Source organism: Devosia soli (assembly GCF_000970455.1).
GTDB classification, from domain to species: domain Bacteria; phylum Pseudomonadota; class Alphaproteobacteria; order Rhizobiales; family Devosiaceae; genus Devosia; species Devosia soli.
On the sequence record NZ_LAJG01000014.1, the window covers coordinates 712,382 to 739,259 of the forward strand.

The 26,878-nt window shown below is 60.1% G+C and carries 28 protein-coding genes; 7 read left to right on the forward strand and 21 right to left on the reverse strand.

The features are described 5' to 3' along the window. The first annotated feature begins 55 nt into the window (after positions 1-55). Positions 56-220 (forward strand): DUF1328 domain-containing protein, encoded by a 165-nt coding sequence (locus VW35_RS20935; protein WP_046142315.1) that lies wholly within the window; start codon positions 56-58, stop codon positions 218-220. 48 nt (positions 221-268) lie between these two features. On the opposite strand, the gene VW35_RS07535 is transcribed toward VW35_RS20935, so the two are convergent. Then, the gene (locus VW35_RS07535) at positions 269-1,060 is read right to left on the reverse strand and encodes a YdcF family protein (RefSeq protein ID WP_046142316.1); all 792 of its coding nucleotides are present in this window, start codon (positions 1,058-1,060) and stop codon (positions 269-271) included. Between the two features lie 189 nt (positions 1,061-1,249). Here VW35_RS07535 and VW35_RS07540 point away from each other — a divergent pair, with 189 nt between their 5' ends. The 5 genes from VW35_RS07540 to VW35_RS07560 all read left to right on the forward strand — a co-directional run bounded on the left by VW35_RS07540 (position 1,250) and on the right by VW35_RS07560 (position 5,614). Continuing rightward, positions 1,250-2,047, forward strand: a complete 798-nt coding sequence (locus VW35_RS07540; RefSeq protein ID WP_046142317.1) for an ABC transporter ATP-binding protein — start codon at positions 1,250-1,252, stop codon at positions 2,045-2,047. Positions 2,048-2,109: 62 nt separating this feature from the next. Next, on the forward strand, positions 2,110-2,862 hold the full coding sequence (locus tag VW35_RS07545; RefSeq protein ID WP_046142318.1) for a transporter substrate-binding domain-containing protein: 753 nt from the start codon (positions 2,110-2,112) through the stop codon (positions 2,860-2,862). 58 nt (positions 2,863-2,920) lie between these two features. After that, complete coding sequence (locus tag VW35_RS07550) at positions 2,921-3,733, forward strand: ABC transporter permease subunit (protein ID WP_046142319.1); 813 nt, start codon at positions 2,921-2,923, stop codon at positions 3,731-3,733. Beyond that, positions 3,733-4,467 carry an ABC transporter permease subunit gene (locus VW35_RS07555; protein WP_046142320.1) on the forward strand — a complete coding sequence of 245 codons (735 nt, stop codon included), beginning with the start codon at positions 3,733-3,735 and terminating at the stop codon, positions 4,465-4,467. The genes VW35_RS07550 and VW35_RS07555 overlap by 1 nt, the downstream gene beginning before the upstream one ends. A 4-nt stretch (positions 4,468-4,471) precedes the next feature. Then, positions 4,472-5,614, forward strand: a complete 1,143-nt coding sequence (locus VW35_RS07560) for a succinylglutamate desuccinylase/aspartoacylase family protein (protein WP_046142321.1) — start codon at positions 4,472-4,474, stop codon at positions 5,612-5,614. Here VW35_RS07560 and uxuA read toward each other — a convergent pair. The 3 genes from uxuA to VW35_RS07575 are packed head-to-tail and all read right to left on the reverse strand — an operon-like array spanning position 5,611 to position 7,837. Then, the gene (gene uxuA / locus VW35_RS07565) at positions 5,611-6,831 is read right to left on the reverse strand and encodes a mannonate dehydratase (protein WP_046142322.1); all 1,221 of its coding nucleotides are present in this window, start codon (positions 6,829-6,831) and stop codon (positions 5,611-5,613) included. The genes VW35_RS07560 and uxuA overlap by 4 nt on opposite strands. Before the next feature lie 44 nt (positions 6,832-6,875). Then, positions 6,876-7,223: a DUF4326 domain-containing protein gene (locus VW35_RS07570; RefSeq protein WP_046142323.1), complete on the reverse strand. Its 348-nt coding sequence runs from the start codon at positions 7,221-7,223 to the stop codon at positions 6,876-6,878. Next, positions 7,220-7,837: a trimeric intracellular cation channel family protein gene (locus VW35_RS07575; protein WP_046142324.1), complete on the reverse strand. Its 618-nt coding sequence runs from the start codon at positions 7,835-7,837 to the stop codon at positions 7,220-7,222. Before VW35_RS07575 ends, VW35_RS07570 begins: the two co-directional genes overlap by 4 nt. Before the next feature lie 86 nt (positions 7,838-7,923). Between VW35_RS07575 and VW35_RS07580 the strand changes: the two genes are divergently transcribed. Then, positions 7,924-8,544, forward strand: coding sequence for a hypothetical protein (locus VW35_RS07580; RefSeq protein WP_046142325.1), 621 nt, complete (start codon positions 7,924-7,926; stop codon positions 8,542-8,544). A gap of 86 nt (positions 8,545-8,630) precedes the next feature. On the opposite strand, the gene VW35_RS07585 is transcribed toward VW35_RS07580, so the two are convergent. The 17 genes from VW35_RS07585 to zapE all read right to left on the reverse strand — a co-directional run bounded on the left by VW35_RS07585 (position 8,631) and on the right by zapE (position 26,857). After that, complete coding sequence (locus VW35_RS07585) at positions 8,631-8,966, reverse strand: cupin domain-containing protein (RefSeq protein WP_046142601.1); 336 nt, start codon at positions 8,964-8,966, stop codon at positions 8,631-8,633. 4 nt (positions 8,967-8,970) lie between these two features. Further along, positions 8,971-9,732: a 2-dehydro-3-deoxy-D-gluconate 5-dehydrogenase KduD gene (gene kduD, locus VW35_RS07590; protein WP_046142326.1), complete on the reverse strand. Its 762-nt coding sequence runs from the start codon at positions 9,730-9,732 to the stop codon at positions 8,971-8,973. Next, complete coding sequence (kduI, locus tag VW35_RS07595) at positions 9,732-10,556, reverse strand: 5-dehydro-4-deoxy-D-glucuronate isomerase (protein ID WP_046142327.1); 825 nt, start codon at positions 10,554-10,556, stop codon at positions 9,732-9,734. Before kduI ends, kduD begins: the two co-directional genes overlap by 1 nt. 22 nt (positions 10,557-10,578) lie before the next feature. After that, a complete protein-coding gene (locus tag VW35_RS07600; RefSeq protein ID WP_046142328.1) occupies positions 10,579-11,319 on the reverse strand; it encodes a FadR/GntR family transcriptional regulator in 741 nt (246 codons plus the stop codon). A 4-nt stretch (positions 11,320-11,323) separates the two neighbouring features. Next, a complete protein-coding gene (locus VW35_RS07605; RefSeq protein WP_046142329.1) occupies positions 11,324-12,604 on the reverse strand; it encodes a TRAP transporter large permease in 1,281 nt (426 codons plus the stop codon). Between the two features lie 7 nt (positions 12,605-12,611). Then, complete coding sequence (locus VW35_RS07610) at positions 12,612-13,139, reverse strand: TRAP transporter small permease (RefSeq protein WP_046142330.1); 528 nt, start codon at positions 13,137-13,139, stop codon at positions 12,612-12,614. A 54-nt stretch (positions 13,140-13,193) separates the two neighbouring features. After that, entirely contained in the window at positions 13,194-14,174 is a 981-nt protein-coding gene (locus VW35_RS07615; protein WP_046142331.1) for a TRAP transporter substrate-binding protein, read from the reverse strand. A gap of 337 nt (positions 14,175-14,511) precedes the next feature. Next, positions 14,512-15,921, reverse strand: a complete 1,410-nt coding sequence (gene lpdA / locus VW35_RS07620; RefSeq protein ID WP_046142332.1) for a dihydrolipoyl dehydrogenase — start codon at positions 15,919-15,921, stop codon at positions 14,512-14,514. A gap of 20 nt (positions 15,922-15,941) precedes the next feature. Continuing rightward, a complete protein-coding gene (locus VW35_RS07625; RefSeq protein ID WP_046142333.1) occupies positions 15,942-16,574 on the reverse strand; it encodes a LysE family transporter in 633 nt (210 codons plus the stop codon). 80 nt (positions 16,575-16,654) lie between these two features. Beyond that, a complete protein-coding gene (locus VW35_RS07630; RefSeq protein WP_046142602.1) occupies positions 16,655-17,044 on the reverse strand; it encodes an MAPEG family protein in 390 nt (129 codons plus the stop codon). Between the two features lie 47 nt (positions 17,045-17,091). After that, positions 17,092-17,547 carry a hypothetical protein gene (locus tag VW35_RS07635; protein ID WP_046142334.1) on the reverse strand — a complete coding sequence of 152 codons (456 nt, stop codon included), beginning with the start codon at positions 17,545-17,547 and terminating at the stop codon, positions 17,092-17,094. Positions 17,548-17,719: 172 nt separating this feature from the next. Beyond that, positions 17,720-18,994: a 2-oxoglutarate dehydrogenase complex dihydrolipoyllysine-residue succinyltransferase gene (gene odhB / locus VW35_RS07640; protein ID WP_046142335.1), complete on the reverse strand. Its 1,275-nt coding sequence runs from the start codon at positions 18,992-18,994 to the stop codon at positions 17,720-17,722. Positions 18,995-19,017: 23 nt separating this feature from the next. Continuing rightward, on the reverse strand, positions 19,018-22,023 hold the full coding sequence (locus VW35_RS07645) for a 2-oxoglutarate dehydrogenase E1 component (RefSeq protein WP_046142336.1): 3,006 nt from the start codon (positions 22,021-22,023) through the stop codon (positions 19,018-19,020). A gap of 373 nt (positions 22,024-22,396) precedes the next feature. Further along, on the reverse strand, positions 22,397-23,305 hold the full coding sequence (gene sucD, locus VW35_RS07650) for a succinate--CoA ligase subunit alpha (protein ID WP_046142337.1): 909 nt from the start codon (positions 23,303-23,305) through the stop codon (positions 22,397-22,399). 24 nt (positions 23,306-23,329) lie between these two features. Next, entirely contained in the window at positions 23,330-24,529 is a 1,200-nt protein-coding gene (gene sucC, locus VW35_RS07655; RefSeq protein WP_046142338.1) for an ADP-forming succinate--CoA ligase subunit beta, read from the reverse strand. A gap of 91 nt (positions 24,530-24,620) precedes the next feature. Further along, entirely contained in the window at positions 24,621-25,583 is a 963-nt protein-coding gene (mdh, locus tag VW35_RS07660) for a malate dehydrogenase (RefSeq protein WP_046142339.1), read from the reverse strand. A gap of 137 nt (positions 25,584-25,720) precedes the next feature. Beyond that, positions 25,721-26,857, reverse strand: a complete 1,137-nt coding sequence (zapE, locus tag VW35_RS07665) for a cell division protein ZapE (RefSeq protein WP_046142340.1) — start codon at positions 26,855-26,857, stop codon at positions 25,721-25,723. Positions 26,858-26,878 lie beyond the last annotated feature (21 nt).

Below are 26,878 nucleotides of genomic sequence, written 5' to 3' on the forward strand. Positions count from 1 at the left end.
GAACCGCAGTCGAAACCAAGCGTTTTCTTTGCAAGACAACTACTTGGAGGCAGAAATGCTTTATTATGCTCTCGTGTTTCTTGTGATCGCTCTCATTGCAGGCGTACTCGGCTTCGGTGGCATTGCTGGCGCTTCGGCTGGTATCGCCCAAATCCTGTTCTTCCTCTTCCTTGCCTTCTTGGTCATCTCGCTGGTCATCGGTCTCTTCCGTCGAACCTAAACCAGCTTGACGACGAACAAAGGGCGACCCGCGGGTCGCCCTTTTCGTTCATGGGCCAGGCAGCAATTCGGTTGTCTTGCCTGTCCAATAATAGATCAACAATCCGATCCACTCCTTTATCCCCACGGTCGACACCAAAAGATTCTGGACCGGGTTGGCGAGATCGACACCAAAATTATCTGGACCGGGCGTTCGATAATCCGTCGGCCACGGAATGACCTCGATCCCGGCTTTCCGGAAGATGCCGACGGAGCGTGGCATGTGGAAAGCCGACGTAACGAGGATCAATCGATCGGCATCTGCGTCAAGGAAAGCCTTGGTGTTGGCGACGTTCTCGTCGGTATTGCGGGAATCCCCTTCAAGCACCAGACGACCGGCGTTAATCCCCTGCGCGAGAAAGAAGCGCTGCGCCGTGGTCGCCTCCGCCTCTCCTTCACCGCTCATCACCCCGCTCCCGCCACTGATCAGGATTTTGGCAGCTGGATATTGTCCGGCGAGCCAGAGCGTCGTCGTCAATCGATCACCCGCGTCGTTGAGTTCGGCGATCTGACGGGCGGCGCTTGGACGCCCAAGCGTCGCGCCACCCAGCATGATGATGGCATCGACCTCGCTCGGCGGATTTGTCGGAGCCTGAAACCGGTCTTCGAGCGGCTGCAGGATCAAATACCCCAGATTGGTGAAGCTCACCGTTCCGTGCACAAGGAGCCCCATGACAAGCGCGGCAACGCCAAGTCGCCTTCGCCCAATAAGCACCAAGATCAGACCAATGAGCACGATCAGGAAAACCACGCTCAGTGGCTGAGCAAGAATCCAGAAAACCTTGGACGCGATAAAGAACATGGCGAACCCTTCATGACGGCTCGTGCCTTGTGCCCGGTTTCGCCCGCAAGTCCAAGTGTGTGCGCACTTTCGCTTTTTCCCCTTGCTATCTGACCGCCATTTGCTTTTCTTGACGCCGGTCGAGGTTGCCAGCCTCAAAATAAGGCAATCGCCATTCAGGAAGCGCCCCGCTCTGGGGTTTTGGTGAGCATGCAGGAAGAAAAACCCCCCAAGGCGGGGGGATCGCCGGTCGTGGAACTGCGCGATTTGCACAAATCCTTCGGAGCGCTCGAAGTGCTCAAGGGCGTTTCCTTCACAGCCAGAGAAGGCGAGGTCATCTCGCTGATCGGCTCGTCCGGTTCCGGCAAATCGACGCTACTTCGCTGTATAAATATGCTTGAAGTGCCGGACCGGGGCGACGTGCTGATCGACGGCGAAACGATAAAATTGCGCGGCGAAGGCCAGGGCCGTCAGGTCGCCGATGAAGCCCAGATCCGCCGCATCCGCTCCGAACTCGGCATGGTATTCCAGTCGTTCAACCTCTGGGCGCATATGACCGTGCTGCAGAACGTCATGGAAGCGCCGCTCGTGGTTCAGGGCCGCCAGCGCGCCGAGGTGGAAGCCGAAGCCCGGGCCATGCTCGATAAGGTAGGCATCGGCACCAAGTGCGATGCTTACCCTTCCCAGCTTTCAGGCGGCCAGCAGCAGCGCGCCGCCATCGCGCGAGCCCTCTGCATCAATCCACGTGTCATGCTGTTCGACGAGCCGACTTCGGCGCTCGATCCCGAACTAGAGGTCGAAGTTCTGCGGGTCATCAAGGTGCTGGCCGATGAAGGCCGGTCCATGGTGCTCGTCACCCACGACATGGAGTTTGCGCGCTCCGTTTCAGATAAGGTCATATTCCTCCATCATGGCTTGATCGAAGAGCAAGGTACGCCTGGCGAAGTCTTCAGTGCGACGAAATCGGCACGCCTGAAACAGTTTCTCAACGCGGCCAGCCACGGCTAGCCGCCTTTCAAAGACCCGGACAATCGGGCCGACACGCAACGTCAAACGCAACGGAGATATCGATGAAGAAGATCATGCTGGCAGCAATTGCCGCTCTCGCCCTCGGCGGGTCGGCTATGGCGCAGGATACCGTGCGCATTGCTACCGAAGGCGCCTATGCACCCTGGAATTTTCTCGATGAAGCAGGCAAGCCTGCTGGCTTCGAGATCGATCTTGGCAACGCCATCTGCGAGCAGGCCAAGATCACCTGCGAATGGGTCATCAACGATTGGGATTCGATCATCCCAAACCTGCTCGCCGGCAACTACGATCTGATCATGGCCGGCATGTCCATCACTGAAGAGCGCCGCCAGACAATCGACTTTACCCAGAACTACTTCCCGCCTGATCCGTCCAAGTTCGCATCCGCTGCAGGCACCGAGATCGACTTTGCGGCCCTTTCCGGCAAGCGCATCGGTGTTCAGGGCGGCACCATCCAGGCAACCTATGCCGAGGAAAATTACGCTGCCGACAACACCATCGTCACCTTCACCACCGCTGACCAGGCTATGGCCGACCTTGCTGCCGGCAATCTCGATACCATCCTGGCCGACGGCGCCTATCTCGACCCCGTCGTCAACGCCTCGGGCGGCGCCATCGTCTTCGTCGGCGAAGACGTCCTAATTGGCGAAGGTATCGGCGGTGGCATCCGCAAGGACGAGCCGGAACTCAAGAAGACGCTGGACGACGCCATCACTGCCCTCAAGGCCGACGGCACGGTCGATGAACTCATTGCCAAATGGTTCGATGGCCGCGGGCCGTTCTTTGCCCAATAAGGCCTTGCCAGAGCGTGGGGCCCAGCCCCTCGCTCGCCCCTGAACTGGTACCCGCCACATGATTGACGACATCGCCTTCTGGTTCGGCTATCTGACCAATGGCAAGCATCTGACCTGGTACGCGAGCTTCCAGTTCACCATTTTCGCCGCCCTCATGGGTGGTACGCTGGCGGTGGTCTTCGGCCTCGCCGGCGCAACCATGAAGAACTCTCGGTTCTTCCCGCTTCGTCTCCTTGGCACCATTTACTCCTCGATCGTTCGCGGCGTGCCGGACGTGCTGTTTTTCCTCTTCTTTCCGCTCGCTTTCGAGCAAGGCGTCGAATGGCTCATTTCCACGCAGGTCTGCTCGCCAGCCGCAATTGCCGCACAGACCGCAGCTTGGCCACCCTGCAAGGAAGCCAACTGGTTTTTGGGCACTACGGAGTATCTGATCCTTGCCAGCGTCTCGCTTGGCCTTGTCTATGGGGCCTTTGCGAGCAACGTTATTCATGGCGCCCTGCGCTCGGTGCCCGCCGGCCAGCTTGAAGCTGCTCGCGCTTATGGCATGTCGCCGCGCCAGGTGCTTTGGCGCATCCACATTCGGCAGATGTGGGTCTATGCCCTGCCCGGCCTCTCCAATGTCTGGATGCTGATCATCAAGGCGACCTCGCTGCTCTCGCTGCTTCAGATCGCCGATATCGTGCTCTGGGCCGATCGCCTTGGTGCGCCCAATTTCCTGCCTGCCGTAGGCCTGGTGCACGAAGATTGGCGGTGGCGATATTATCTCGTGCTTTTCGTCTTTTATATTCTCGTTACCTGGCTCTCCGAGCGCGCCTTCGAAGCCATCATGCGCCGGGCTGGACGCGGCATGCTGAGCGAGGCGCGCACCTGATGCAGGGCTTTTTAAACGACCTCGCGATCATGGCGCCGGCGGTGATGTTCAACATCTACTTTGCCGCTGCCTCGATCCCCATCGGCTTCGTGCTTGCCATCTTTCTCGCGCTCGGCAAGGCTTCGCCCAATCCGGTGATCAACCGGCTGACCCGCGGCTATATCTATGCCTTTCGCGGATCGCCGCTCTTTATTCAGTTCTTCATGTTCTATTCCCTGGCGCTGTCGCTCAACATTGCGCTCTGGAAGCCGTGGGGCATATCCGGCTTCGTGCTCCACCCACTGTTCATGGGGCCGCTTGTTTTGATCCTCAACACGGCCGCCTACACCGCTGAAATCTTCTACGGCGCCCTGCGCGCCGTGCCGCGCGGAGAGGTCGAAGCCGCGCGCGCCTTTGGTATGTCGCCCAGACAGCAATTCCGCCACGTCGTCTGGCCCAATCTCATTCGTCTCGCTTGGCCCGCCTATACCAATGAAGTCGTCTTCCTCTTTCATGCCACGGCGATCGTTTATTTCGCGCTGCCTGTCATCGGCGCGCAGGCCGACCTGATGATCACAGCGAAGACCCTAGTCGAAGGCGACTATAATGCCTTCCTCCATTTTTCTGTCGCAGCGCTCTACTTTCTCACAGTCTCGCTTGTGATCTTCTTCCTCTTCGGCCTCGTCTACCGACGTCTCATCAGGCATCTGCCCACACAGCCGCGCCTGCGCTTTGCACCGAGATGGCTGAGGTGACGGCGTGAGTTTCGAGCATCATACGCTGGCCATTGCCGGCGACAGTCCTGGCCAAGAAACCACTCTTCACTGGTACTCAGCAGGCCCAGAAGACGCGCCGATCAAGGTGCATATGCAAGCAGCTCTTCACGCCGACGAGCAGCCGGGCACCATTGCCATCCATCATTTGCTGCCCAAGCTGCGCGAGGCGGATCAAGCAGGCCAGCTCCGTGCCCGCTTCTTCATTTTCCCGTCGGTCAATCCCCTCGGTCTATCGACCCGCGTTCTCCACCGACATATCGGGCGATACGATCTTGAGACCGGCGTCAATTACAACCGCCGATGGCCTGATCTTTATCCCGTGATAGCCAAAGATTTAGCGGGCAAGTTTGGTCCGGATGCAGATGCCAATATCTCAGTCATCCGCAAGGCTGTCGGCAATTGGCTCGACGCCCAACGGCCCGTCACCGCCGCCCAGAAACTTCGTCTCCACGTGATGAAATCGGCTTACGACGCCGATCTGGTGCTCGATCTGCATTGCGACGACGAAAGCCTGATGCATATCTTCACCTCGCCAGAACTGATGCCTGGACTGCAGGATCTGGCCGACAGGATGGGTGTTGCCGCTACATTGACCGCGGAAGATAGCGGTGGCGGCTCGTTCGATGAGGTTCTGCCCAGCCTCTACCGAAAGGCGCAGCAAGCCAATCCTGGCTTTCCGATCCCGATGGCGTGTGAAGCAGCAACGCTTGAGTATCGCGGTCAAGCGGATACACACGACAGTCTTGGCCGGCTGGACGCGCAGGGGCTCTTCGACTTTTTCGCCGGCCGCGGGTGGATCGAGGCGCCGGTCTCCAGCCCTGCCATCGGCGCTCCACCGCCCACGCCGTTTGAAGCGACCGAAGTGCTGCGCACCGACCGGCCGGGGCTCCTCGCCTATCGCGTGGAACTGGGCGACGTCGTGACCGCCGGCGACGTGGTCGCCGACCTGATCGCCATGGATGGACCGGAGGCTTTCTTGGCCCGCACGCCGATACGGGCCGGGACGGACGGCTTCATCCTTTCCCGCGCTTCGGCAAAATACGTTGCAGCCGGCGCGGCAGTCGCCAAGATCGTCGGCACCGAGATACTTCCTGGCCGCGCCGGTAGTTATCTCCTCGAAGACTAACGTCTGCCGAGACCAACCTCGGCATGCTCCAGCGCCATCATCACGCCGCGCAGCTCGGCCAGGCCCTTCATCCGGCCAATCGTCGGATAGCCCGGTTGCGCCCGGCGCCCGAGATCGTCGAGAATATCCTGCCCGTGATCGGGCCGCATCGGAATGATCGCGTCCTTGCGACCCTCTGCTTTGCGACGCCGTTCTTCGCGGACAATAGCGGCGATCAGCGCCACCATGTCGGTGTCGCCGGCCAGGTGTTCAGCCTCGAAGAACGAGCCGACGATATCGTCATTGTCGCGCTTCACATTCCTCAGATGCAAGAAATGAACCTTCGGCCCAAACCGCTCCATCATTCCCGGCAGGTCATTGTCCGGTCGCGCGCCAAGCGAGCCCGAGCAGAGCGTCATGCCATTGGCAGAGCTATCCACAGCGTCGAGTATATACCTGTAGTCCGCCTCGGTCGACATGATCCGCGGCAGGCCGAGCAGCGCAAACGGAGGATCATCCGGATGGCAGCAAAGGCGCAGGCCCAGTTTTTCCGCTTCCGGCACCACCTCTTCGAGAAAATCGACGAAGTGCGCGCGGAGCTGGTCACGTGTGATGCTGCCATATTCGTCGAGATGAGCCTGAACGTCTTCAAGCGACATCGATTCCGTCGAACCCGGCAGCCCCATGGTCACATTCCGGCCGAGCTGCCTCTTCTCGTCCTCGCTCATGTCGCCAAAGCGCCGCGCCGCTTCGTCGGCAATGGCATTGGTATAGTCGGCAGCAGCGCCGGGACGCTTCAGAATATGGATGTCGAAGGCGGCAAAGTCGAAAATGTCGAAGCGCATGCACGAGCCGCCATTGGGCACGGTCCACCGCAGGTCGGTTCGCGTCCAATCGAGGACTGGCATAAAATTGTAGCAGATGACTTCCATGCCGCTCTCGGCAAGATTGCGCATCGAAATCTTGTAATTGGCGATATGCTCGCGCCAATCGTTCTTCTGCTTCTTGATGTCTTCGCTGACGGGCAGGCTTTCCACCACATCCCAGGTCAGGCCCGACGGCGACCCGTCCTTACGGGTGCCAATTTCCTGGTAGCGCTTGGCGATCTCGTCCTTGGTCCAGACAACGCCATTGGGCACATGGTGTAGCGCGCTAACGACGCCAACGGCACCGACCTGGGTGATGTCATCGATCGAGCAAAGGTCCTTGGGGCCGAACCACCGCCAGGTCTGTCGCACAGTCAGAACTCCATTCTTGTATGGTAGCTCACTAGCACAAAGCACTAGCCATTCGCGAGTGCTATGAGCGTATCGACGTGGCACGGCATGCCTTGACGGCACCAACAGGCGAGGTTTTTGCCCGCGAGCGTTGTACGAATCTGCTCGAGCGATGGCCGTTGGCGATCCGCCTCGATCTCGCCGCCCAGCCATCTTGCATGCCGCGGTACGGCTTCCGCCTGCGCCCTCGCACGATCAAGACCAGTCTCAGCGGCCACGGTGTCGATGCTGAAAGGATTCCCCCATGGCCCTGGCCGCGCCACCGATTGCGCCGGAAGGCCGTTGAGTGCCTGCGAAATCGCCTGCAGGTCAAAGCCGGCACGGCGGGACAGGACGATCCGCTGCGGTGTCATTTGCGCATATTTCGGTCGAAGACGAATTTGGGCATTTCCCACTTGAGCGCGATGGCGGTGACACGCAGGGCAAAGCCGATCGCCATAGCCGGAATGGCCATGAGGTCTGCCGGCAGGCCCGCGGAGATGCCGAGAAAATAGATCACGCCCGCTACCATCGACACGGTGGCATAAAGCTCGCCCTGGAAGATCAGCGGGATATCATTGCAGAGCACATCGCGGAAAATGCCGCCGGCCGTTCCCGTGACCATGCCAGCAACGATGACGATGATCGGATGCACGCCCGCCTCGATCCCGATATTGCAGCCGATGACGGTGAAGACGGTGAGGCCCAGTGCGTCGAGCAGCAGGAACGGCCATTTAAGGCGATCCACAAGGCGTGCCAAGGGAATGGTAAGCAGTGCAGCTCCGCAGACCAGCAGCAGCACATACGGGTTCCGCACCCAAAAGAGCGGATAGTGATCAAGCATGATATCGCGCAGCGTACCGCCGCCCAGAGCCGTGACGCAGGCTATCAGGCAGACGCCGAACCAATCCATGTTGCGGCGGCCCGCCGCCAGCGCCGCCGTCATCGCTTCGGCCGTAATGGCGATATAAAACATGACGATCAGCATGGCGGTCCTGGCGCGTCCAAATCGGGTTGTCGTCGCCAAGGTACAGCAGCACCATGCTGCGTCCAGAGCCGGAAGAGACTTCTCCCATGCGTCAGCCGAAAACCGTAAAAGCTCTTGAAGACTTCGGGCGCGTGCGCCTGTCGCCAAGCTTCTTCATGCGCGATTTTCTTTATTCGGAAATCGCCGTCATCAATAGCTTTCAAAACCTTCCCGCCGATCCGGATCTCGCGATCGCGGCTGGGACACGGCTCTGCGAAGACCTGCTTGAGCCGTTGCAGGATAAATTCGGCCGCCTCTCGGTGCGCTCGTCCTATCGGTCGCCCGAGGTCAATCGCTTTGGCAACGACAATGGCTTCAACTGTGCAATCAACGAGAAAAACTTCGCTCATCACATCTGGGACAAGCGCGACAGTGCCGGCCGGATGGGCGCAACAGCGTGCATCGTCGTCAACCGCTTCATCTCATACTTTGAGCAAACCGGCGATTGGGAAGCTATGGCTTGGTGGGTGCACGATCACCTGCCCTATTCGGAGATGGAATTTTTCCCAAAGTTTGCTGCGTTCAATCTGCAGTGGCGGGAAGAACCAGTGCGAAAAATTTACAGCTATATCCCGCCAAGACGTGGGAGACTGACAGAGCCCGGCAGGCCAAACTGGTTTGGCAAACATGACGAGGCCTATGCTGCCATGCTGGAGGCATTGCATTGATGCGCCTCCGCCAACAGTGTCATTCCCCGCGAAAGCGGAAGCCTCTGTTTGGCAACGGACGCTTTCGCAGGGATGACCCCGAGACCTTAGAGAAAATCCGCCCGATGCGGCGTGAACACATCCACCAGCCGGCCCTTTTCCAGCGCGAGGACACCGTGCACCAAACCTGACGGCACGATGAAGCTGCCGCCCTGCCCGACGACTTCGGTCTTGCCGTCGATGGTTACCTCGAAGCTCCCCTCGGCGACATAGCTCACCTGAATATGCGGATGGCTATGCAGCGCGCCGACGGCGCCTTTCTCGAAGCCAAACTCGACCTGCATCATCTCAGGCGTATGGATCAGCACCCGGCGCGTATTGCCTGGCGCCAGCTCCGTCCATTCGGTCTCGTTGGGTTGGGCAAAAAACTTCTGTTCAGTCATTGGATCACCTTGCGAGCCAGCCGCCATCGACGGGGATGACGGCGCCATGCATGTAGTTGGAAGCGGGAGCGAGGAGGAAAACCGCTGCGTCGCCGATATCGGAGGGCACGCCCCAGCGTCCTGCGGGAATACGCCCGAGAATCGATGCCGAACGATCGGGGTCGCTGCGCAACGCTTCGGTATTGTTGGTCTCGATATAGCCCGGGGCAATGGCGTTAACGTTGATGCCCTTGGCTGCCCATTCGTTGGCGAGCAGGCGGGTGATGCCCAGGACGCCGCTCTTTGACGCCGTGTAACTTGCGACGCGAATGCCGCCCTGAAAGCTGAGCATCGACGCGATGTTCACAATCCGCGCCGGCTGATTGGCCGCCAAGGCTTTGCGACCTAGGGATTGGGCGAGGAAGAACATCGATTTGAGATTGATGTCCATCACCGCATCCCAGTCAGCTTCGGTGAAATCCACGGCATCGACGCGCTTGATGATGCCGGCGTTGTTGACGAGGCCGTCAAGGGGACCATGCTTTTCCCATGCTGTATCGAACATGTTCTGGGCGTCCTTGGTCGAACCAAGATCGGCGCGCACCTCGACAAAGTCCGCACCCTGACCGTGCATCAGCGAAGCCGTCTCTTCCATCGATGAGCGACCGACGCCAATCACCCGCCCGCCGGCCTTGCCTATGGAAAGGGCAATGCCCTGACCGATACCGGTATTGGCGCCTGTAACCATGATGGTCTTACCGGAAAGGCTGAATGCGCCGAGATCCATCAGCGCAGATCCTCCATCGGCACCTTCTCTGCATCGGTATAGTCGATATTGTCTCCGGCCATGGCCCAGATGAACGTATACGACCCAGTGCCGGCGCCCGCATGGATGGACCATGGCGGAGACAAGATTGCTTGCTCGTTCCGCACGATCATGTGCCGTGTCTCATCCGGCTCACCCATCAGATGCACGACGAAGGCGTCGGGCTTGAGGTCGAAATAGAGATAGGCCTCCATGCGCCGGTCGTGCACATGCGCGGGCATGGTGTTCCACACCGAGCCTGGAGCAAACTGGGTCAGCCCCACGACCAGCTGGCAGCTCTTGAGGCTGTTCGTATACTGATAGATCGAACGTTCGTTGGCCGTCTCCGCGCTGCCCATGTCAAGCCGCTTGGCGCCCGACTGCTGCAACAGCGTCGTTGGATGCGAGGCGTGCGCCGGAGCGCTCAGGAGATAGAACTTTGCGCCAGCGCCTGAGAAGCGTACGTCCTTCGAGCCCATGCCGACATAGAGCATGTCGCGCGTGCCGACAGCGTGGTCAGTCCCGTCGACGGTGATCGTGCCCGCTTCTCCAATATTGACGGCGATCAGCTCACGCCGGTCGAGGAAATTGGCAGTCCCGGTGGGCTTGATAACTTCAAGGACAAGCTCTCCCGAGGCCGGCACCGCTCCGCCCACAGCCATGCGATCGTAATGCGTATAGGTCCAACGCACCGCGCCATCTGCGAATAGATCGTCGATCAGGAAATTTTCGCGCAGTTCGGCCGTGCCCATGCCGGCGGCACTGACAGGATCGATGGCATGGCGGATGTCGAATTCGGTGCTCATAAACTACTCCGGAAACGGAAAATCAGTGGTCACTCGCCTGTTCGGCAAGGCGCTTGCGGTAGCGATCCTGGCTACGCGAAAGGTGTTCGCGCATGGCCTCGCGCGCCCGGTCCGCATCTTGGGCGGCAATAGCATTGAGGATGCGCTTGTGTTCCTCGTGAAGGCCGACCTGGTACTCATAGGTCAAGACGCTTTCGGTGCCCCAGGGCGACGCAACGTCGCAAGGAATAGTCCGGCTACCAAGCGCATCGAGCACTTCGAGGTAGAACGGGTTATTGGTGGCCGCGGCGATGGCGCGATGGAAGGCGAAATCGGTCTTGCCGGTTGGATTGCCGATTTTGAGCAATCGTCCGAACTCCGTCCAGGCTTCCTGGATTGCCGCAACCTGGCTTGCACTATGGCGCTGCGCGGCAAGGCCGGCGGATTCGATTTCGATACCCATGCGCACTTCGAGCACGTTGAGCGCTACCGAGATCTTATTGGATGTCTCTCCGCCAATTGCCGTGAAAGCACTGGTGGCATTGGCCATCACGAAGACCCCTGCCCCCTGCCGGGATTGCACCGTGCCTGCCGCGGCCAGCGCCGCGATGGCTTCGCGCACCACAGTGCGGCTCACCCCGAAATGCACCGTCAGCTCGTTTTCGGTCGGCAGCTTCGCTCCCGGCGCGAACTCGCCGGCCCCGATGCGCCTTTTGAGCGCGTCGACGACCATATCGGCGAGCTTGGGTTTTCGGGCTGGCGGGATGACTTCGATCAGCGACATGACACTACCGGAAGAGGCTCGGCAACCATAGGGATAGCGCCGGCACATAGGTGACGAGGCCAAGGACGATGAGCCCCGCCAGATAGAATGGCCAGACGCTTTTCATCGCATCCCACACGGTTATTTTCGCCACCGCAGCAGCCACGAACTGCACCGGGCCGAGCGGCGGGGTGTTAAGGCCGATCCCGAGATTGAGGATCATGATCACCCCGAAATGCACCGGATCGACACCGAAAGCGGTGACCATGGGCAGGAAAATCGGCGTCGTGATGACGATCAGCGGGCCCATGTCCATGAACGTGCCGAGCAAGAGCAACAAGACATTGATCAGCAAGAGGACCATCAGCGGATCGGTCGTCAACTGCGATATCGCTTCGGTTAGGATCGGCGCCACCTTGAGATAGGCCATGAGCCAGCCAAAGGAGGCCGCGGCGCCGATGATAAAAAGGACCATCGCCGTCGTTCGCACCGCACCGGTGACGCAATGAACGAATTCGCGGAAACTCATGGTGCGATAGACGATCAGCGTCACGAGAAACGCGTAGATCACCGCGATGCAGGAGCTCTCCGTGGCCGTGAAAATGCCGGAGCGGACGCCGCCGAAGATGATGCCGATCAACATCAGGCCGGGGATCGAAATCAGGAAATATTGGAACGCCTTGCTGAAACCTGGAAAGGGCTCCGTCGGATAGCCGCGCTTAACGGCGACGATATAGGCTGTGACCATCAGCGCTGCAGCAAGCAGCAGGCCGGGAATGACGCCGGCCGTGAAAAGGTCGGCGATCGAAATGCGCCCGCCGCCTGAGAGCGAATAGATGATCATGTTGTGGCTGGGTGGGAGCAGCAGCGCAATCAGCGCAGCCATCGAAGTGACGTTGACGGCGTAATCGGCGCCATAGCCGCGCGCCTTCATCTGCGGGATCATGATGCCGCCGACAGCGGCAGCCTCGGCCACTGCAGAGCCTGAAATGCCGCCGAAAAGCGTCGAAGCCGCGATGTTGACTTGCCCGAGACCGCCACGAACGTGGCCGACGATCGAGCCTGCAAATCGGATTATGCGAGCAGCAATGCCGCCACGCATCATCAGATCACCGGCGAAAATGAAGAACGGAATGGCCATCAGCGTAAAGGCCGAGACGCCGGAATTGAGCTGCTGGAAGACGACGATGGCCGGCCGACCGATATAGACGACGGTGGCAAAGCTCGCGATGCCGAGGCAAAAGGCGATCGGCGTGCCGACCAGCATAAGCAGCGTGAAGACGCCGAAGAGAATCCAGTATTCCATGTTGTCCTCAGTCCGCCGTCATCGTGGCATCGGCCTCGACGTCATCGACATTCACGCCAGCCGCGCGCAGCAGAATGCGCTCGAGCGAGAAGAGACACATGAGGAAGCCAGAGAGGACAATCGGAAGATAGGTAAAGGTCTGCGGCAGGCCGATGACGGGGACGCGCACGCCCCATCCGCGCAGGGCCAGTTCGCCACCGTAAAACACCATGCCCGCGGCAAAAGCGAAAACGGCCAGATCGCTGATCGCCCGCAGCCAAGGCTTTGCACCCGCGGGCAGGAAGTAGAGCAGCACGTCAAAGCCCATGTGGAAGTTTTCCTTCACACCGACGGCGGCGCCGAGGAAAATGAACCAGCTCATGATCATGATCGAAGCAGCTTCAGTCCAGGGCGGCGACGAATTGACGATGAAGCGCATATAGACCTGATAGGCGACGATCATCGTCATGGCAACGAGGCCGATGCCCGCGATCCAGAGGGCCAGATTGGATAGCGCACCGAGCGCGGTGCTGACCTTCAAGAGCCGGTCTTTCATGGACAAATCCCCCGCGAAGCTGGGCCGACCCATCAGGGCCGGCCCTCTTTCACATCAGCCTTCGGTCGCCTGGATTCGGGCAACCAGGTCCTGCAGCTTCGGGTCGGTGACGTACTTGTCGTAGACCGGCTTCATCGCTTCGATGAAGGGAGCCTTGTCGACCGTGTTGATGGTCGCGCCAAGCGCCTCGACGGCAGCCTTGGATTCAACTTCCTTCTTGGCCCAGAGATCACGCTGGATGGCGACCGACTCCTTGGCCGCTTCGCGGAAGAGAGCCTGGTCCTCTGGCGTCAGACCGTCCCACACGACCTTGGAGATGACGAGAACTTCCGGAACCATCAGGTGTTCGTCGAGCGAATAATACTTGGCGACTTCCGCGTGGCCGGCAGTGTCATAGCTCGGATAGTTGTTTTCAGCGCCTTCGATCACGCCGGTCTGGATGGCAGAGTACACTTCGCCATAGGGCATCGGCGTAGCATTGGCGCCAAGGGCACCGACCATGTCGACGAAGATGTCCGACTGCATAACGCGGAACTTTAGGCCCGCCATATCCTCAGGCGACGTGATCGGCTTTTCGCTGTTATAGAACGAGCGAGCGCCACCATCGTAGAAGGCGAGAGCAACGACATCGACAGCATCAAACGCTGCAAGGATTTCCTCGCCGATCGGACCGTCGAGCACGTTGTGGAAGTGGTCGGCTGAGCGGAAGATATAGGGCAGCTGGGTGACGGTGGCTTCTGGCACTTGAGTGCCGAAGGCGCCGATCGAAATGCGGTTCATGTCGATCACGCCGAACTGGGTCTGTTCGATCGTGTCGGCTTCCTGACCGAGCTGGGCGGAGTGGAACACTTCCACCGAATAGCGGCCATCGGTCTTTTCGCTCAGCAGTTCGCCGAATTTTTTCACCGCTTCGACAGTCGGATAACCATCGGGATGCGTATCGGAAGAGCGCAGCACCGTCTGGGCGCTGGCGGCCGAAACCATAAGCGAAGTCGCGACGACGGCCGCAGCCGCCATCCTTGGCAAATGAAACATTGGTGTCCTCCCAAATATCAAGCACGGCAGCGCCCTCCGCACTGCACATGCACGACCGGACTTGCCGATCGGAGACAGCCGAGCCATCCTCAGGCCCGCGTCCTGCCTAACTGGTATGGAAGCCAAAAGTACAAGTCAACATACAATCTGCGCAAATTTGTATGATGACTTCCATTACAAGAGAAAAGCGCCGCGATTTGCGACGCTTCTTTTTTCGTCCACAATCGAGCCTGCTCGTTGCTATCCGGCTTGTCCGGGTAGTCCATGCGGCGGTGAGATGGATTGCCGGGACAAGCCTGGCAATTACGGCTCGTTGGCTATCTGCGCGTATGTGCGACTAGATGTGGATCGCACCATCGCCCAGGGCCAGGGCCGCCTCGCGCACCGCTTCCGACAGCGTCGGGTGGGCATGCGTCGTCCGTGCCAGGTCTTCGGCAGCGCCGGAGAATTCCATCAGAGTCACCAGCTCATGGATCATCTCGCCGGCATTCTTGCCCACGATATGGGCGCCAAGGACGCGGTCGGTCTCGACATCGGCGAGAATCTTCACAAAGCCCTGCGTCGCCAGCATCGCCTTGGCGCGGCCATTGGCAGTGAAGGGGAACTTGCCGATCTTGTAGTTGACGCCATCGGCCTTGAGCTCGTCTTCGGTCTTGCCGACGGAAGCGACTTCTGGATTGGTGTAAACGACCGAAGGGATAGCGGCGTAGTTCACATGGCCCGCCTGCCCGGCCAGGATTTCAGCAATGGCGATACCCTCGTCCTCGGCCTTGTGGGCGAGCATCGGACCGGCAATGACGTCGCCGATGGAGTAGATGCCGTCGACCGAGGTCTTGAAATGCGCATCGACGCGCACGCGTCCGCGCTCGTCGAGGGCGACGCCGGCGGCTTCAAGGCCGAGGCCTTCGGTGAAGGGCTTACGGCCGACAGCGACCAGCGCCACGTCGAAATCGAGCACTTCGACTTCACCGCCTTTGGCTGGTTCGACGCGAACCTTGAGCGAACCATCGTCCTGCTTGTCGATGCCTGCAACTTTGCTCGAGAGCTTAAACTCGATGTTCTGCTTCTGCAGCATGCGCTGGAACTGGCGCGCGACTTCGCTGTCCATGCCAGGCAGGATGCGGTCGAGATATTCGACCACGGTGACCTTGGCGCCTAGACGCGACCAGACGGAACCGAGTTCGAGGCCGATGACACCAGCACCAATGACCAGCAGGCGTTCAGGCACCTTATCGAGCGTCAGTGCACCGGTCGAGGTGACAACGGTCTTCTCGTCGATCTCGATACCAGGGAGATTGGCTGAAACCGAACCGGTGGCGATGACGATATTGGTTGTGGCAATCTCGGTTGCGGGGCCGGACTGCGGGGTCACCAGTACCTTGCCGGCAGCAGGGATCGAGCCCGTGCCGCGGTAAACGGTGATCTTGTTCTTTTTAAAGAGATAGTCGACGCCGCCGACATTGGACGCGACCACGTCCGCCTTATGGTTCATCATCTGCGGCAGGTTGAGCACCGGCGCCGGGATGTCGATGCCGAGGTTCTTGAAGCCGTGGCCGGCTTCTTCGAACAGCTCAGAGGCATGTAGCAGAGCCTTGGAGGGGATACAGCCGATATTGAGACAGGTGCCGCCCAAGGTCGCCCACTTCTCGACCACGGCCACCTTGAGCCCGAGCTGGGCGGCGCGAATGGCGCCCACATAGCCGCCGGGGCCGGAGCCGATCACTACGAGGTCGAATTGGTCTGCCATGGTTCTCTTAGCCTCAGAAATTAGCGCTGCTGTGCCAACGCGACGCGTACAGCCAACGCCAGAAATGTAATGCCGGTAACCCGATTAAACCACCGGCCGACTCGGAAAAAGCCCTGTCTCACCGAAGGGGTCGTAAAGAAAACCGACACCAATGCGAACCAGGCAAAAAGCATAAGGCTCATGCTAAGCACGTAGATAACTTTTATTTCGCCCGGCGTGTGAATGGAAACAAGCGACGTAAAGAGCGCCAGAAAGAACAGCACGGCCTTGGGATTGAGCAAGTTGGTCAGAAAGCCCAGCGCAAAGGCGGCCATGTCGCCGCGCTTGGCCCCGAGAGCATCGAGCTCGGTCGGCGGTTGGGGCGGCGGGCTGCGAAGAGCGGCGATCGCCAGCCAGACGAGATAGGCCGCGCCCAACCATTTGAGGATGTTGAAGAACAGCAGCGACTGGCCGACGATGACGCCGACGCCAAGCAGGGTATAGGTGCCATGAACGAGGATCGAAGTGGCAATCCCGGCAGAGGTGAAAAGCGCGGCGCGGCGATCATGCGCCACCGACTGGCGCAGCACCATGGCAAAATCGGCGCCAGGAATAACGGCATTGATGCCAAAGGCCAACATGAGGCCGGCAAATTCAAACCAGGGGAAGGTCATGGTTTCACCGCGAACTAAGCGGCAAACCGTTACACCACTGGCTCACGGGCGGCAATGCGCCGCCCGGCAAGGCCCCTGCCCTAAAAGGCAACGCCGATAAAAAGCATGATGAGTCCGATCATTGATACGGTCCAAACGCCGGAACGGACAAAAGGCACGTCGATGAAGTAGGCGGGGATATAGACCCAACGTGCCCAGAACCAGATCTGGGCGCCCCATTGCGTCAAACCGTCCGAGCGCCCGGCAATTTCGGTCGCGACCGTCAGCGCGATGAAAATGCCATAGGTTTCAAGGAAGTTGCGCAGGGCACGGTTGCCGCGGCCGGCCCATTTGTTGGGTGGCCGTTCATCGTCGCGCTGCGAGCCGGCATGCAGCAATCCATAATCGAGCCGATATGCCGTCGACTGGACGAGCACATAGGCAAAGGCGAGCGCAGCGCTCCAAATCAGCAGGGTCAGTTCGATGCTCATGAAATCCTCCAGCACGCGCTAGAGCAACGCACGAAATCCGTTCTGGATCAGGAAGCTGCCGAGATTTGCTGGGCGCGGCGCAGCGGATCGGGCAATTGCTGGTCGATATCGAGCGCCCCGGATTCGACCTGTTCGAGGAAGGCGCGGCAGAAGCTGTCCTTGCTCTCGGCCTGGTTATAGGCGGTCATGATCTGCGAGCCGCCATAGGTCTCTGCCGCCTTGCGTTGCCCTTCCGAGCCGCCGCCGAGCATGGCAATCACGCGATCGGCGAGATCGAGAAAGCCAATATTGCGCAGATACCAGTTGTCCGCGGCAGTCTTGTAGGCGCCATCGAGCCCGGTGGTTTCGTAGCAATGGGTGGTCATCACATCGACAATGGCCTGCGAGCCGTGGAAGGCCATGAGCTCGCCGACGAGCTGCTCATTGCTGGCAGAATCGTCTTGTGCGAGGGCGGGGATAACCGGAAGCAAAAGGACAGCGATCAGGGTCAGACAAAAACGCAACCCGCATCTCCGAGGCGTGTGACAGTTCAACGACTACGCTATGCATAGGGCCCTCTCCTGCTAACAGTACGTTAACATCGAGCCCATCCGACAACACGGTTTGGTTAGCACAACAAAAAGGCCCGCCTGAGCGGGCCTTTCGCATGACGTATCGGACAAACCGATCGCTCTACTAGAGATCGAGCACCAAACGCTCGGGCGCTTCGAGGCTTTCCTTGACGCGAACGAGGAAGGTGACCGCTTCCTTGCCATCGACGATCCGGTGGTCATAGGAGAGGGCAAGATACATCATCGGGCGGATGACGATCTGGCCGCCGACGACGACCGGGCGCTCCTGGATCTTGTGCATGCCAAGAATACCAGACTGCGGCGCGTTGAGGATAGGCGTCGACATCAGCGAGCCATAAACACCACCATTGGAGATGGTGAAGGTGCCGCCCTGCATGTCGGCCATCGAGAGCGCGCCATCGCGGGCCTTCTTGCCGAGATTGCCGATTTCCTTTTCGATCTCGGCAATCGACATCTGGTCGGCATTGCGGACAACCGGGACGACGAGGCCCTTGTCGGTGCCAACCGCGACGCCGATATGGGCGTACTGCTTGTAGATCAGGTCGTCGCCATCGATCTCGGCATTGACGGCCGGGATTTCCTTGAGCGCATGAACCACGGCCTTGGTGAAGAAGCCCATGAAGCCGAGCTTGACGCCATGCTTCTTCTCAAAGAGTTCCTTGTAAGAATTGCGCAGGTCCATGACCGGCTTCATGTCCACTTCGTTGAACGTCGTGAGCATGGCAGCGGTGTTCTGCGCGTCCTTGAGGCGGCGCGCGATGGTCTGGCGGAGACGGGTCATCTTGACGCGTTCTTCGCGCTCGGCGTCGCCGGCAGGGGTCGGAGCACGGGGCGCGGGCGCCGGCGCCTTGGCTTCGGCTGGCTTTGCCGCAGGCGCTGCCGGAGCAGGCGTTGCAACGCGCGAGAGCGCTGCCAAAACGTCTTCCTTGAGCACCTGGCCTGCTTTGCCCGAGCCGCCGATGCCATTGGCATCAAGGCCATTCTCGTTGATCAGCTTCTGCGCCGAAGGGGCCGGAGCGCGGTCGGTTGCAGCCGGCTTGATCGGCTCAGGACCGGCAGCATTGGCCGCCGGCACTTCGGTCTTGGCCGGAGCCGGCGCAGCGGCGGCAGGAGCAGCGGCCGGCGCAGAAGCACCTGCCCCTGCAGCCGCGATCGCGCCAAGCAGAGCGCCGACATCGACGGTATCGCCGGGATTGGCGGCAATGGCTTCCAGCACGCCAGCCGAAGGGGCCGGCACTTCGATGGTCACCTTATCGGTTTCGAGTTCAACCAGGGGCTCATCGGCGTTGACGGTATCGCCAACCTTCTTGAACCACTGGCCGATGGTCGCTTCAGTGACGCTTTCGCCCAGCGTCGGCACACGGATTTCTGTCGACATAGTGTGATCCTTTTATCTTGTGCTTACTTGGCAAACGCTTCGTCGAGGAATTCCTGGAGCTGTGCCAGGTGGGTCCGCATCAGGCCGGTTGCCGGCGATGCGGCAGCCTTGCGGCCGACATAGCGGACGCGCTGATATTCACGGCCAATCTGGTCGAACACCCATTCCACATAGGGTTGGATGAAGGTCCATGCGCCCATATTGCGCGGCTCTTCCTGGCACCAGACGATCTCGGCATTGGGGAAGCGGCTCAGCTCGTCCACCAGCGCCTTGGCCGGGAACGGATAGAGCTGCTCGACGCGGAGCAGATAGACATCGTCGATGCCCTTCTTCTCGCGGTCTTCCAGAAGATCGTAATAGACCTTGCCGGTGCAAAGCACGACGCGACGGATCTTTTCGTCGGGCGCGAGCTTGATCGTGGTCTTGGGCAGGCCCGGCGCCTCGGCATCGTCCCAGAGAAGACGGTGGAAGACGCTGTCCGGGCCAAGTTCGACGAGACCCGAGACAGCGCGCTTGTGGCGCAGGAGGCTCTTGGGCGTCATCAGGATCAGCGGCTTGCGGAAGTCGCGCTTGAGCTGCCGGCGCAGGATATGGAAGTAGTTGGCCGGCGTCGTGCAGTTGGCCACCTGCATGTTGTCTTCGGCGCAAAGCTGCAGGAAGCGCTCGGGACGTGCGGAAGAATGCTCCGGCCCCTGCCCTTCATAGCCATGCGGCAAGAGCATCACGAGGCCCGACATGCGGAACCACTTGCGCTCACCCGAGGAGATGAACTGGTCGATGACGACCTGCGCACCATTCACGAAGTCGCCGAACTGAGCTTCCCAAAGGGTCAGCGCCTTGGGCTCGGCCAGCGAATAGCCGTATTCGAAACCAAGGACGGCTTCTTCGGAAAGCATCGAATTGATGACTTCATAACGCGCCTGGTTTTCGGGATCGAGATTGTTGAGCGGGGTAAAGGTCTTGTTCTCAACCTGCTGGTCGTTGAGCACAGAATGGCGCTGGCTGAACGTGCCACGCTCGACATCCTGGCCCGAAAGACGAACCGGATTTCCTTCGGTGACAAGAGTACCGAAAGCCAGGGCTTCGGCCGTTGCCCAGTCGATGCCCTCGCCAGACTCGATCGCGCCGAGGCGATTGTCGAGGAAGCGCTTGACCGTGCGGTGAACATTGAAATCCGCCGGAACCTTGGTCAGCTTGGTGCCGATCTCGATAAGCCGCTCGAGCGGAACGCCGGTTTCGCCGCGGCGAGCGCCATCGTCCTGGGCAGGCTTGAAATTCTTCCAGGCCCCGTCGAGCCAGTCGGCCTTGTTCGGACGATAATCCTGGCCGGCTTCAAACTCGGCTTCGAGCTTGGCGCGCCAGTCAGCCTTGGCCTTCTCGACATCGTCAGCGCTCAGAACGCCCTCGGCGATCAGCTTTTCGGCATAAAGCTCCAGCGTCGTCTTGTGGCTCCGGATTTTGGAGTACATGAGCGGCTGGGTGAAGCTCGGTTCATCGCCTTCGTTGTGGCCGAAGCGACGATAGCAGAACATGTCGATGACGACAGGTTTGCCGAACTTCTGGCGGTATTCCACCGCGACCTTGGCGGCGAAGACGACGGCTTCCGGATCATCGCCATTCACATGGAGAACCGGGGCCTCGATCATCTTGGCGACGTCGGTCGGATAGGGCGAGGAACGCGAATACATCGGCGCGGTGGTGAAGCCGATCTGGTTGTTGATGACCAGATGGATCGAACCGCCGGTACGATGGCCCTTGAGCCCCGAAAGGCCAAGGCATTCGGCAATGACGCCCTGGCCGGCAAAGGCCGCATCGCCGTGGATGAGAAGCGGCAGGACCATGGAGCGGTCCGGCTTGCCATCGGTGGCGATGTTGATCAGCTTGCCGTTGGGCGAAATGTGCTGATCCTGCTTGGCGCGCGACTTGCCGAGCACGACGGGATCGACGATCTCGAGATGGCTCGGGTTGGCCGTCAGCGACAGGTGGACGCGATTGCCGTCGAATTCGCGGTCGGAAGACGCACCGAGGTGGTACTTTACGTCGCCCGAGCCTTCGACGTCATCGGGATAGAAGGCGCCGCCCTTGAATTCGTGGAAGAGAGCGCGGTGCGGCTTTTGCAGTACCTGGGTGAGGACGTTAAGACGGCCGCGATGGGCCATGCCGAGAACGACGTCCTTGATGCCGAGGGCGCCGCCGCGCTTGAGGATCTGCTCGAGCGCCGGAATGGCGGCTTCGCCACCGTCAAGGCCGAAGCGCTTGGTGCCGGTATACTTGACGTCGAGGAACTTTTCGAAGCCTTCCGCCTCAATCAGCTTGTTGAGGATCGCCTTCTTGCCTTCGGCAGTGAAGGTGATTTCTTTATCCGGTCCTTCGATGCGTTCCTGAATCCACTGCTTGGCTTCAGGATCCGAGATATGCATGAACTCGATGCCGACCGTGCCGCAATAGGTGCGCTGCAGGATCGCCAGCATTTCGGGGATGGTGGCGTATTCGAGCCCGAGATAGTTATCGATAAAGATCTTGCGGCTGAAATCCGCTTCGGTAAAGCCATAGCTGCGCGGATCGAGCTCCGGCGCTGGCTCGTCGGCCTTCATCTTGAGCGGATCGAGATCGGCGTGCAGATGACCGCGCATGCGGTAGGCACGGATCATCATGATGGCGCGGATCGAATCGCGCGTCGCCTGCAGCACATCGGCGGTGCTCGGCGCGGGCTTGCCTTCGGCAGCGGCCTTCTTGGCGGTGGCTTTTTCCGCCTTGAGAGCGACTTCACCCCAATTGCCATCGAAGGCAGCGACGAGGTCGCCGCTCGGCGCCTGCGGCCAGTCCTTGCGCCCCCAACTCGCGCCCTCTGCGTTCTTCTCGGCGATGCCATCACTGTCATCGAGCCGGGAGAAGAAGCTGGACCATGTCGTGTCGACACTGCCGGGGTCCGTCTTGTAGCGGGAATAGAGTTGTTCGATGTAGTCGGCGTTCCCCCCATAGAGGAACGAGGTCAGTAAGAACGCGTCGTTCTTTTCCTGTCGTGTCATCGCTTTTTGCGCAGGACCTTGCGTCCTGTCATCCTTCTCAACAAACCGGCGGAGAGCCGGTTCTCACTGCGGCCACCCAAAGTTGGGGAATATTGACCGCTTTTCCTTTGTATCTTGTTAAGACTTGCGGCGCCCTGAGCAGGCGCCGCGGCTCACACTACAATTTTCGTCGCCTGCCAGCAGGCTTAACACCGAACCGTGACCGAAGCGCGACCGACATTGGTCGCAGATGGGCATTTCGGTGGGTAGAAAGCCCCCACCTAACCCCCCCCCTGGTAGGGGAGGGATCAATCGAGATCCTGACTAAATCGCGCCAAACCCACCGCATTGTCCCTCCCCCTATCAGGGGGAGGCTGGGTGGGGAGTGACGTACTCAGCCCTTGAGCACTTCCGCCAAGGTCTTGCCGATACGGGCAGGCGATGACGAAACGCGAATCCCTGCGGCTTCCATGGCTGCGATCTTTTCTTCCGCGCCACCCTTACCGCCCGAAATTACGGCGCCAGCATGGCCCATGGTACGGCCCTTGGGCGCCGTGCGGCCGGCGATGAAACCAGCCATTGGCTTCTTGCGGCCGCGCTTGGCTTCGTCGATCAGGAACTGCGCAGCTTCTTCTTCGGCCGAACCGCCGATTTCGCCGATCATGATGATCGACTTGGTGGCTTCGTCGGCGAGGAACATTTCGAGGACGTCGATGAATTCGGTGCCCTTGACCGGATCGCCGCCGATGCCCACGGCCGTCGTCTGGCCGAGACCTTCATTGGTGGTCTGGAACACTGCTTCATAGGTAAGCGTGCCCGAACGCGAAACAATACCGACCGAACCCTTGGAGAAAATCGAGCCCGGCATGATGCCGATCTTGCATTCTTCCGGGGTCAGGACGCCGGGGCAGTTCGGCCCGATGAGGCGCGACTTGGATTTTTCGAGCTTTGCCTTGACGCGGACCATGTCCATGACCGGCACGCCTTCGGTGATGCAGACGATGAGCGGGATTTCCGCGTCGATCGCTTCTTCGATGGCGGCAGCAGCGCCCGGAGGCGGCACATAGATGACCGAGGCATTGGCGCCGGTCTTTTCCTTGCCTTCGGCAACGGAGGCGAAGACCGGGAGCTGGGCCGTGGCGTCGAGCGAAGAAGTCCAGGTTTCGCCTGCCTTCTTCGGGTTCACGCCGCCGACCATCTTGGTGCCATAGTAGGCAAGCGCCTGTTCGGTGTGGAAGGTACCGGTCTTGCCGGTGAGGCCCTGCACGAGAACCTTGGTGTCTTTGTTGACGAGAATAGACATTGGTTTTTCTCTTCTAGAGGGCGCTCAGGCGGCTTTGCCGACGGCGGCAACGATCTTCTGGGCGGCGTCGTCGAGGTCATCGGCGGAAATCACGTCGAGGCCCGAATTGTCGAGAATGGCCTTGCCTTCCTTGACATTGGTGCCTTCGAGGCGAACCACCAGCGGAACCTTCAGGCCGACTTCCTTGACCGCGGCGATCACGCCTTCGGCAATGACGTCGCAGCGCATGATGCCACCGAAGATGTTGACGAGAATGCCCTTCACCGCCGGATCGGCCGTGATGATCTTGAAGGCCGCGGTGACCTTTTCCTTGGAAGCGCCGCCACCGACATCGAGGAAGTTGGCCGGCTCGGCGCCATAGAGCTTGATGATATCCATGGTGGACATGGCAAGCCCTGCGCCATTGACCATGCAGCCGATATTGCCGTCGAGGGCGACATAGGCGAGATCATACTTGGACGCTTCGATTTCCTTGGCGTCTTCTTCGGTCAGGTCGCGAAGCGGCTTGAGCTCTTCGTGACGGAAGGCGGCGTTGTTGTCGAACGAGACCTTGGCGTCGAGAACGCGCAACCGACCGTTTTCCATAACGATCAAAGGGTTCACTTCGAGAAGGCTCATGTCCTTCTCGGTGAAGGCCTTGTAAAGGATCGGGAACAGCGACTTGGCGTCGTCGGCGGCAGCGCCGTCGAGCTTGAGCGCGTCGTTGATCTTGGCAACGTCGGCATCGGTGACGCCCGCTGCCGGATCGATGGCGACGGTGATGATCTTTTCAGGCGTGTGTTCGGCAACGGCTTCGATATCCATGCCGCCTTCGGTCGAGACGACGAAGGACACTTTCGAGGTCGCGCGATCGACCAGCAGCGAGCAATAGAGCTCGCGGGCGATATCGGCGCCGTCTTCGATATAGAGGCGGTTGACCTGCTTGCCGGCCTCGCCGGTCTGCTTGGTCACGAGCGTGTGGCCCAGCATTTCCTTGGCATTGGCCACCACGTCCTCGACGGACTTGGCAAGGCGCACGCCGCCCTTGGCGTCCGGGGAGAGTTCCTTGAACTTGCCCTTGCCGCGGCCGCCGGCATGAATCTGGCTCTTGACCACATAGAGCGGCCCCGGCAGCGACTTGGCTGCAGCTTCAGCTTCGTCGGCCGAGAAAATGGCGACGCCTTCAGCGACGGGCGCGCCATATTCCTTCAGCAGCGCCTTGGCCTGATGTTCATGGATGTTCATTGATTTCCCCTTGGATGGGCAGAAGGTAACCGGACAATTCTAGAGACCGGAAAGGGAGAAGCCGCCGGCGGGGCCAGCGGCTTGTCTGTCGTCACGCCAGCTTGGGCGCGATTTTCTTACAGGCTTCGATGAGGCCTTCGACGGCCTCCACCGACTTGTCGAAGGCCTTTTGTTCGGCCGAGTTGAGCGCGATCTCAACGACCTTCTCGACGCCGCCGGCGCCGATCAGCGTCGGGACGCCGACATAGGTATCCTTGACGCCATATTCGCCGGACAGGAACGCGGCGGAAGGCAGGATGCGCTTCTTGTCCTTGAGGTAGCTTTCGGCCATGGCGATGGCGGAAGCAGCCGGAGCATAAAAGGCCGAACCGGTCTTGAGGAGCGAAACGATCTCGGCGCCGCCATCACGGGTGCGCTGGATGATTTCGTCGAGGCGTTCCTTGCTGAGCCAGCCCATCTTGACGATGTCGGTCAAGGGAATGCCGGCAACGGTGGAATAGCGCGCAAGCGGCACCATGGTGTCGCCGTGTCCGCCGAGCACGAAGGCATTGACGTCTTCGACCGAAACCTTGAGTTCATCGGCGATGAAGTGAATGAAGCGCGAGGAGTCGAGCACGCCGGCCATGCCGATGACCTTGTTGGTCGGCAGGCCTGAGAACTTCTGCAGCGCCCATACCATGGCATCGAGCGGGTTGGTGATGCAGATGACGAAGGCGTTCGGCGCATATTTGGCAATGCCGGCGCCGACCTGTTCCATCACCTTGAGGTTGATTTCGAGAAGGTCGTCGCGGCTCATGCCGGGCTTGCGCGGCACGCCGGCGGTGACGATGACGACGTCTGCGCCTTCGATGTCCTTGTATTCGGACGTGCCCTTCATGACGGCATCGAAGCCCTGGGCCGGAGCCGACTGGGCGATATCGAGAGCCTTGCCCTGCGGCACGCCGTCGACCACGTCGAACAGCACGACGTCACCCAGTTCTTTCTGGGCCGCCAAAAGGGCCAGCGTTCCGCCGATCTGTCCCGCACCGATTAGGGCAATCTTCTTGCGCGCCATAAGTTCTCATCCCGGACTGCGTTGAATTGGCGCTGGTTTAACCCTGTCGGGCAAACCGGGCAAGTGAACCCTTCGTCGTAAGCTGCAAATCAGCCTTGCTGATGGGCGAAGGGGGAATGCCCGTTGGGCAAGTAGGATCAGGCATGTGCCTCGAGAGGAACTGCATCGCGCAGCCCCTTGGCCAGATACTCTTCCGACTGCATTTCATTAAGCCTTGAAATGGTTCGCTGAAATTCGAATGCCGTCTTGTCGTCGGTGGCCAGTTGATCGAGGGGTGCCTCGAAGCTTGCGGCAAGCTTGACGCCACGATCATAGAGGCTGTCGATGAGCAGGATGAACCGCTTGGCGGCATCCGAGCGCGTCCGGTCCATCTGCTTGATGCCATCGATCATCAGCGAATCGAACTGGTGCGCGATGCGGACGAAATCGCGCGTGCCGAGGGGCTTTTCACAAAGGTCGGCGAAATTGAAGCGCGCCGCGCCCATCGATTGGAGCGGCACCGGGATCTGCCGGCCGATGCTGTCGACGACGCCTGGCTGCCCCGGCTCGCCACCCGTGATTCTGAGCCAGAGCCGATCCATGACAGCGCGCACCTGAGGTCCTGTGCCAAAGGCATAGACCTGCTGGCCGGCAAATTTGAGCCGCCGATAATCCTGCGCCGCATGGAGCACCACGACTTCGGTCTCTTCCTTGAGCCGGGCGATGAAGGGCAAGAACAACTGGCGGTTGAGCCCATCCTTATAAAGCTCGTCCGGCAAGACATTGGAGGTGGCGACCAGCGTCACTCCGCCGGCAAAGAGCTTTTCGAACAATCGATCGAGCAGCATGGCATTGGTGATGTCATGGACATGGAATTCATCAAGACAGAGAACCCGCAGCCCGGATTTGAGAAGGGGCCGCGTGACAGCCTCGACCGGATCGGCATCGTCCCCCCTGCCCCGCGCGCTCTTGCGGAAGGCGGAGATGCCGGCATGCACCTCGTCCATGAACTCATGGAAATGCACCCGTTGCTTTTCGCGAATGGGCAAGGCCCCGAAGAACAGGTCCATCATCATGGTCTTGCCGCGGCCGACCTCGCCGACGAGATATAGTCCCCGCACCGGCTTCGGCTTTGGAAACAAGCTGAAGAGGCCCTTGGGCCTGGCCGCTGTCAGGTCGGCAATGATCCGATCGAAATGCGCCGTCGCCTCGACCTGCGCCGGATCGCTCGTCAGCGCCCCCCGGACGACGAGGTCGAGATAAGCCGAGCGGACGGGAGTTTGATCAGGAGGCATCGGGAGTTCCGGGACAACTCA

Excerpts from the sequence above, each read along its gene's own strand:
- VW35_RS20935 (WP_046142315.1), top strand. The coding sequence starts at position 56 with ATGCTTTATTATGCTCTCGTGTTTCTTGTGATCGCTCTCATTGCAGGC.
- VW35_RS07535 (WP_046142316.1), bottom strand. The coding sequence starts at position 1,060 with ATGTTCTTTATCGCGTCCAAGGTTTTCTGGATTCTTGCTCAGCCACTG.
- VW35_RS07540 (WP_046142317.1), top strand. The coding sequence starts at position 1,250 with ATGCAGGAAGAAAAACCCCCCAAGGCGGGGGGATCGCCGGTCGTGGAA.
- VW35_RS07545 (WP_046142318.1), top strand. The coding sequence starts at position 2,110 with ATGAAGAAGATCATGCTGGCAGCAATTGCCGCTCTCGCCCTCGGCGGG.
- VW35_RS07550 (WP_046142319.1), top strand. The coding sequence starts at position 2,921 with ATGATTGACGACATCGCCTTCTGGTTCGGCTATCTGACCAATGGCAAG.
- VW35_RS07555 (WP_046142320.1), top strand. The coding sequence starts at position 3,733 with ATGCAGGGCTTTTTAAACGACCTCGCGATCATGGCGCCGGCGGTGATG.
- VW35_RS07570 (WP_046142323.1), bottom strand. The coding sequence starts at position 7,223 with ATGACACCGCAGCGGATCGTCCTGTCCCGCCGTGCCGGCTTTGACCTG.
- VW35_RS07575 (WP_046142324.1), bottom strand. The coding sequence starts at position 7,837 with ATGCTGATCGTCATGTTTTATATCGCCATTACGGCCGAAGCGATGACG.
- VW35_RS07580 (WP_046142325.1), top strand. The coding sequence starts at position 7,924 with ATGCGTCAGCCGAAAACCGTAAAAGCTCTTGAAGACTTCGGGCGCGTG.
- VW35_RS07585 (WP_046142601.1), bottom strand. The coding sequence starts at position 8,966 with ATGACTGAACAGAAGTTTTTTGCCCAACCCAACGAGACCGAATGGACG.
- kduD (WP_046142326.1), bottom strand. The coding sequence starts at position 9,732 with ATGGATCTCGGCGCATTCAGCCTTTCCGGTAAGACCATCATGGTTACA.
- kduI (WP_046142327.1), bottom strand. The coding sequence starts at position 10,556 with ATGAGCACCGAATTCGACATCCGCCATGCCATCGATCCTGTCAGTGCC.
- VW35_RS07600 (WP_046142328.1), bottom strand. The coding sequence starts at position 11,319 with ATGTCGCTGATCGAAGTCATCCCGCCAGCCCGAAAACCCAAGCTCGCC.
- VW35_RS07605 (WP_046142329.1), bottom strand. The coding sequence starts at position 12,604 with ATGGAATACTGGATTCTCTTCGGCGTCTTCACGCTGCTTATGCTGGTC.
- VW35_RS07610 (WP_046142330.1), bottom strand. The coding sequence starts at position 13,139 with ATGAAAGACCGGCTCTTGAAGGTCAGCACCGCGCTCGGTGCGCTATCC.
- VW35_RS07615 (WP_046142331.1), bottom strand. The coding sequence starts at position 14,174 with ATGTTTCATTTGCCAAGGATGGCGGCTGCGGCCGTCGTCGCGACTTCG.
- lpdA (WP_046142332.1), bottom strand. The coding sequence starts at position 15,921 with ATGGCAGACCAATTCGACCTCGTAGTGATCGGCTCCGGCCCCGGCGGC.
- VW35_RS07625 (WP_046142333.1), bottom strand. The coding sequence starts at position 16,574 with ATGACCTTCCCCTGGTTTGAATTTGCCGGCCTCATGTTGGCCTTTGGC.
- VW35_RS07630 (WP_046142602.1), bottom strand. The coding sequence starts at position 17,044 with ATGAGCATCGAACTGACCCTGCTGATTTGGAGCGCTGCGCTCGCCTTT.
- odhB (WP_046142335.1), bottom strand. The coding sequence starts at position 18,994 with ATGTCGACAGAAATCCGTGTGCCGACGCTGGGCGAAAGCGTCACTGAA.
- VW35_RS07645 (WP_046142336.1), bottom strand. The coding sequence starts at position 22,023 with ATGACACGACAGGAAAAGAACGACGCGTTCTTACTGACCTCGTTCCTC.
- sucD (WP_046142337.1), bottom strand. The coding sequence starts at position 23,305 with ATGTCTATTCTCGTCAACAAAGACACCAAGGTTCTCGTGCAGGGCCTC.
- sucC (WP_046142338.1), bottom strand. The coding sequence starts at position 24,529 with ATGAACATCCATGAACATCAGGCCAAGGCGCTGCTGAAGGAATATGGC.
- mdh (WP_046142339.1), bottom strand. The coding sequence starts at position 25,583 with ATGGCGCGCAAGAAGATTGCCCTAATCGGTGCGGGACAGATCGGCGGA.
- zapE (WP_046142340.1), bottom strand. The coding sequence starts at position 26,857 with ATGCCTCCTGATCAAACTCCCGTCCGCTCGGCTTATCTCGACCTCGTC.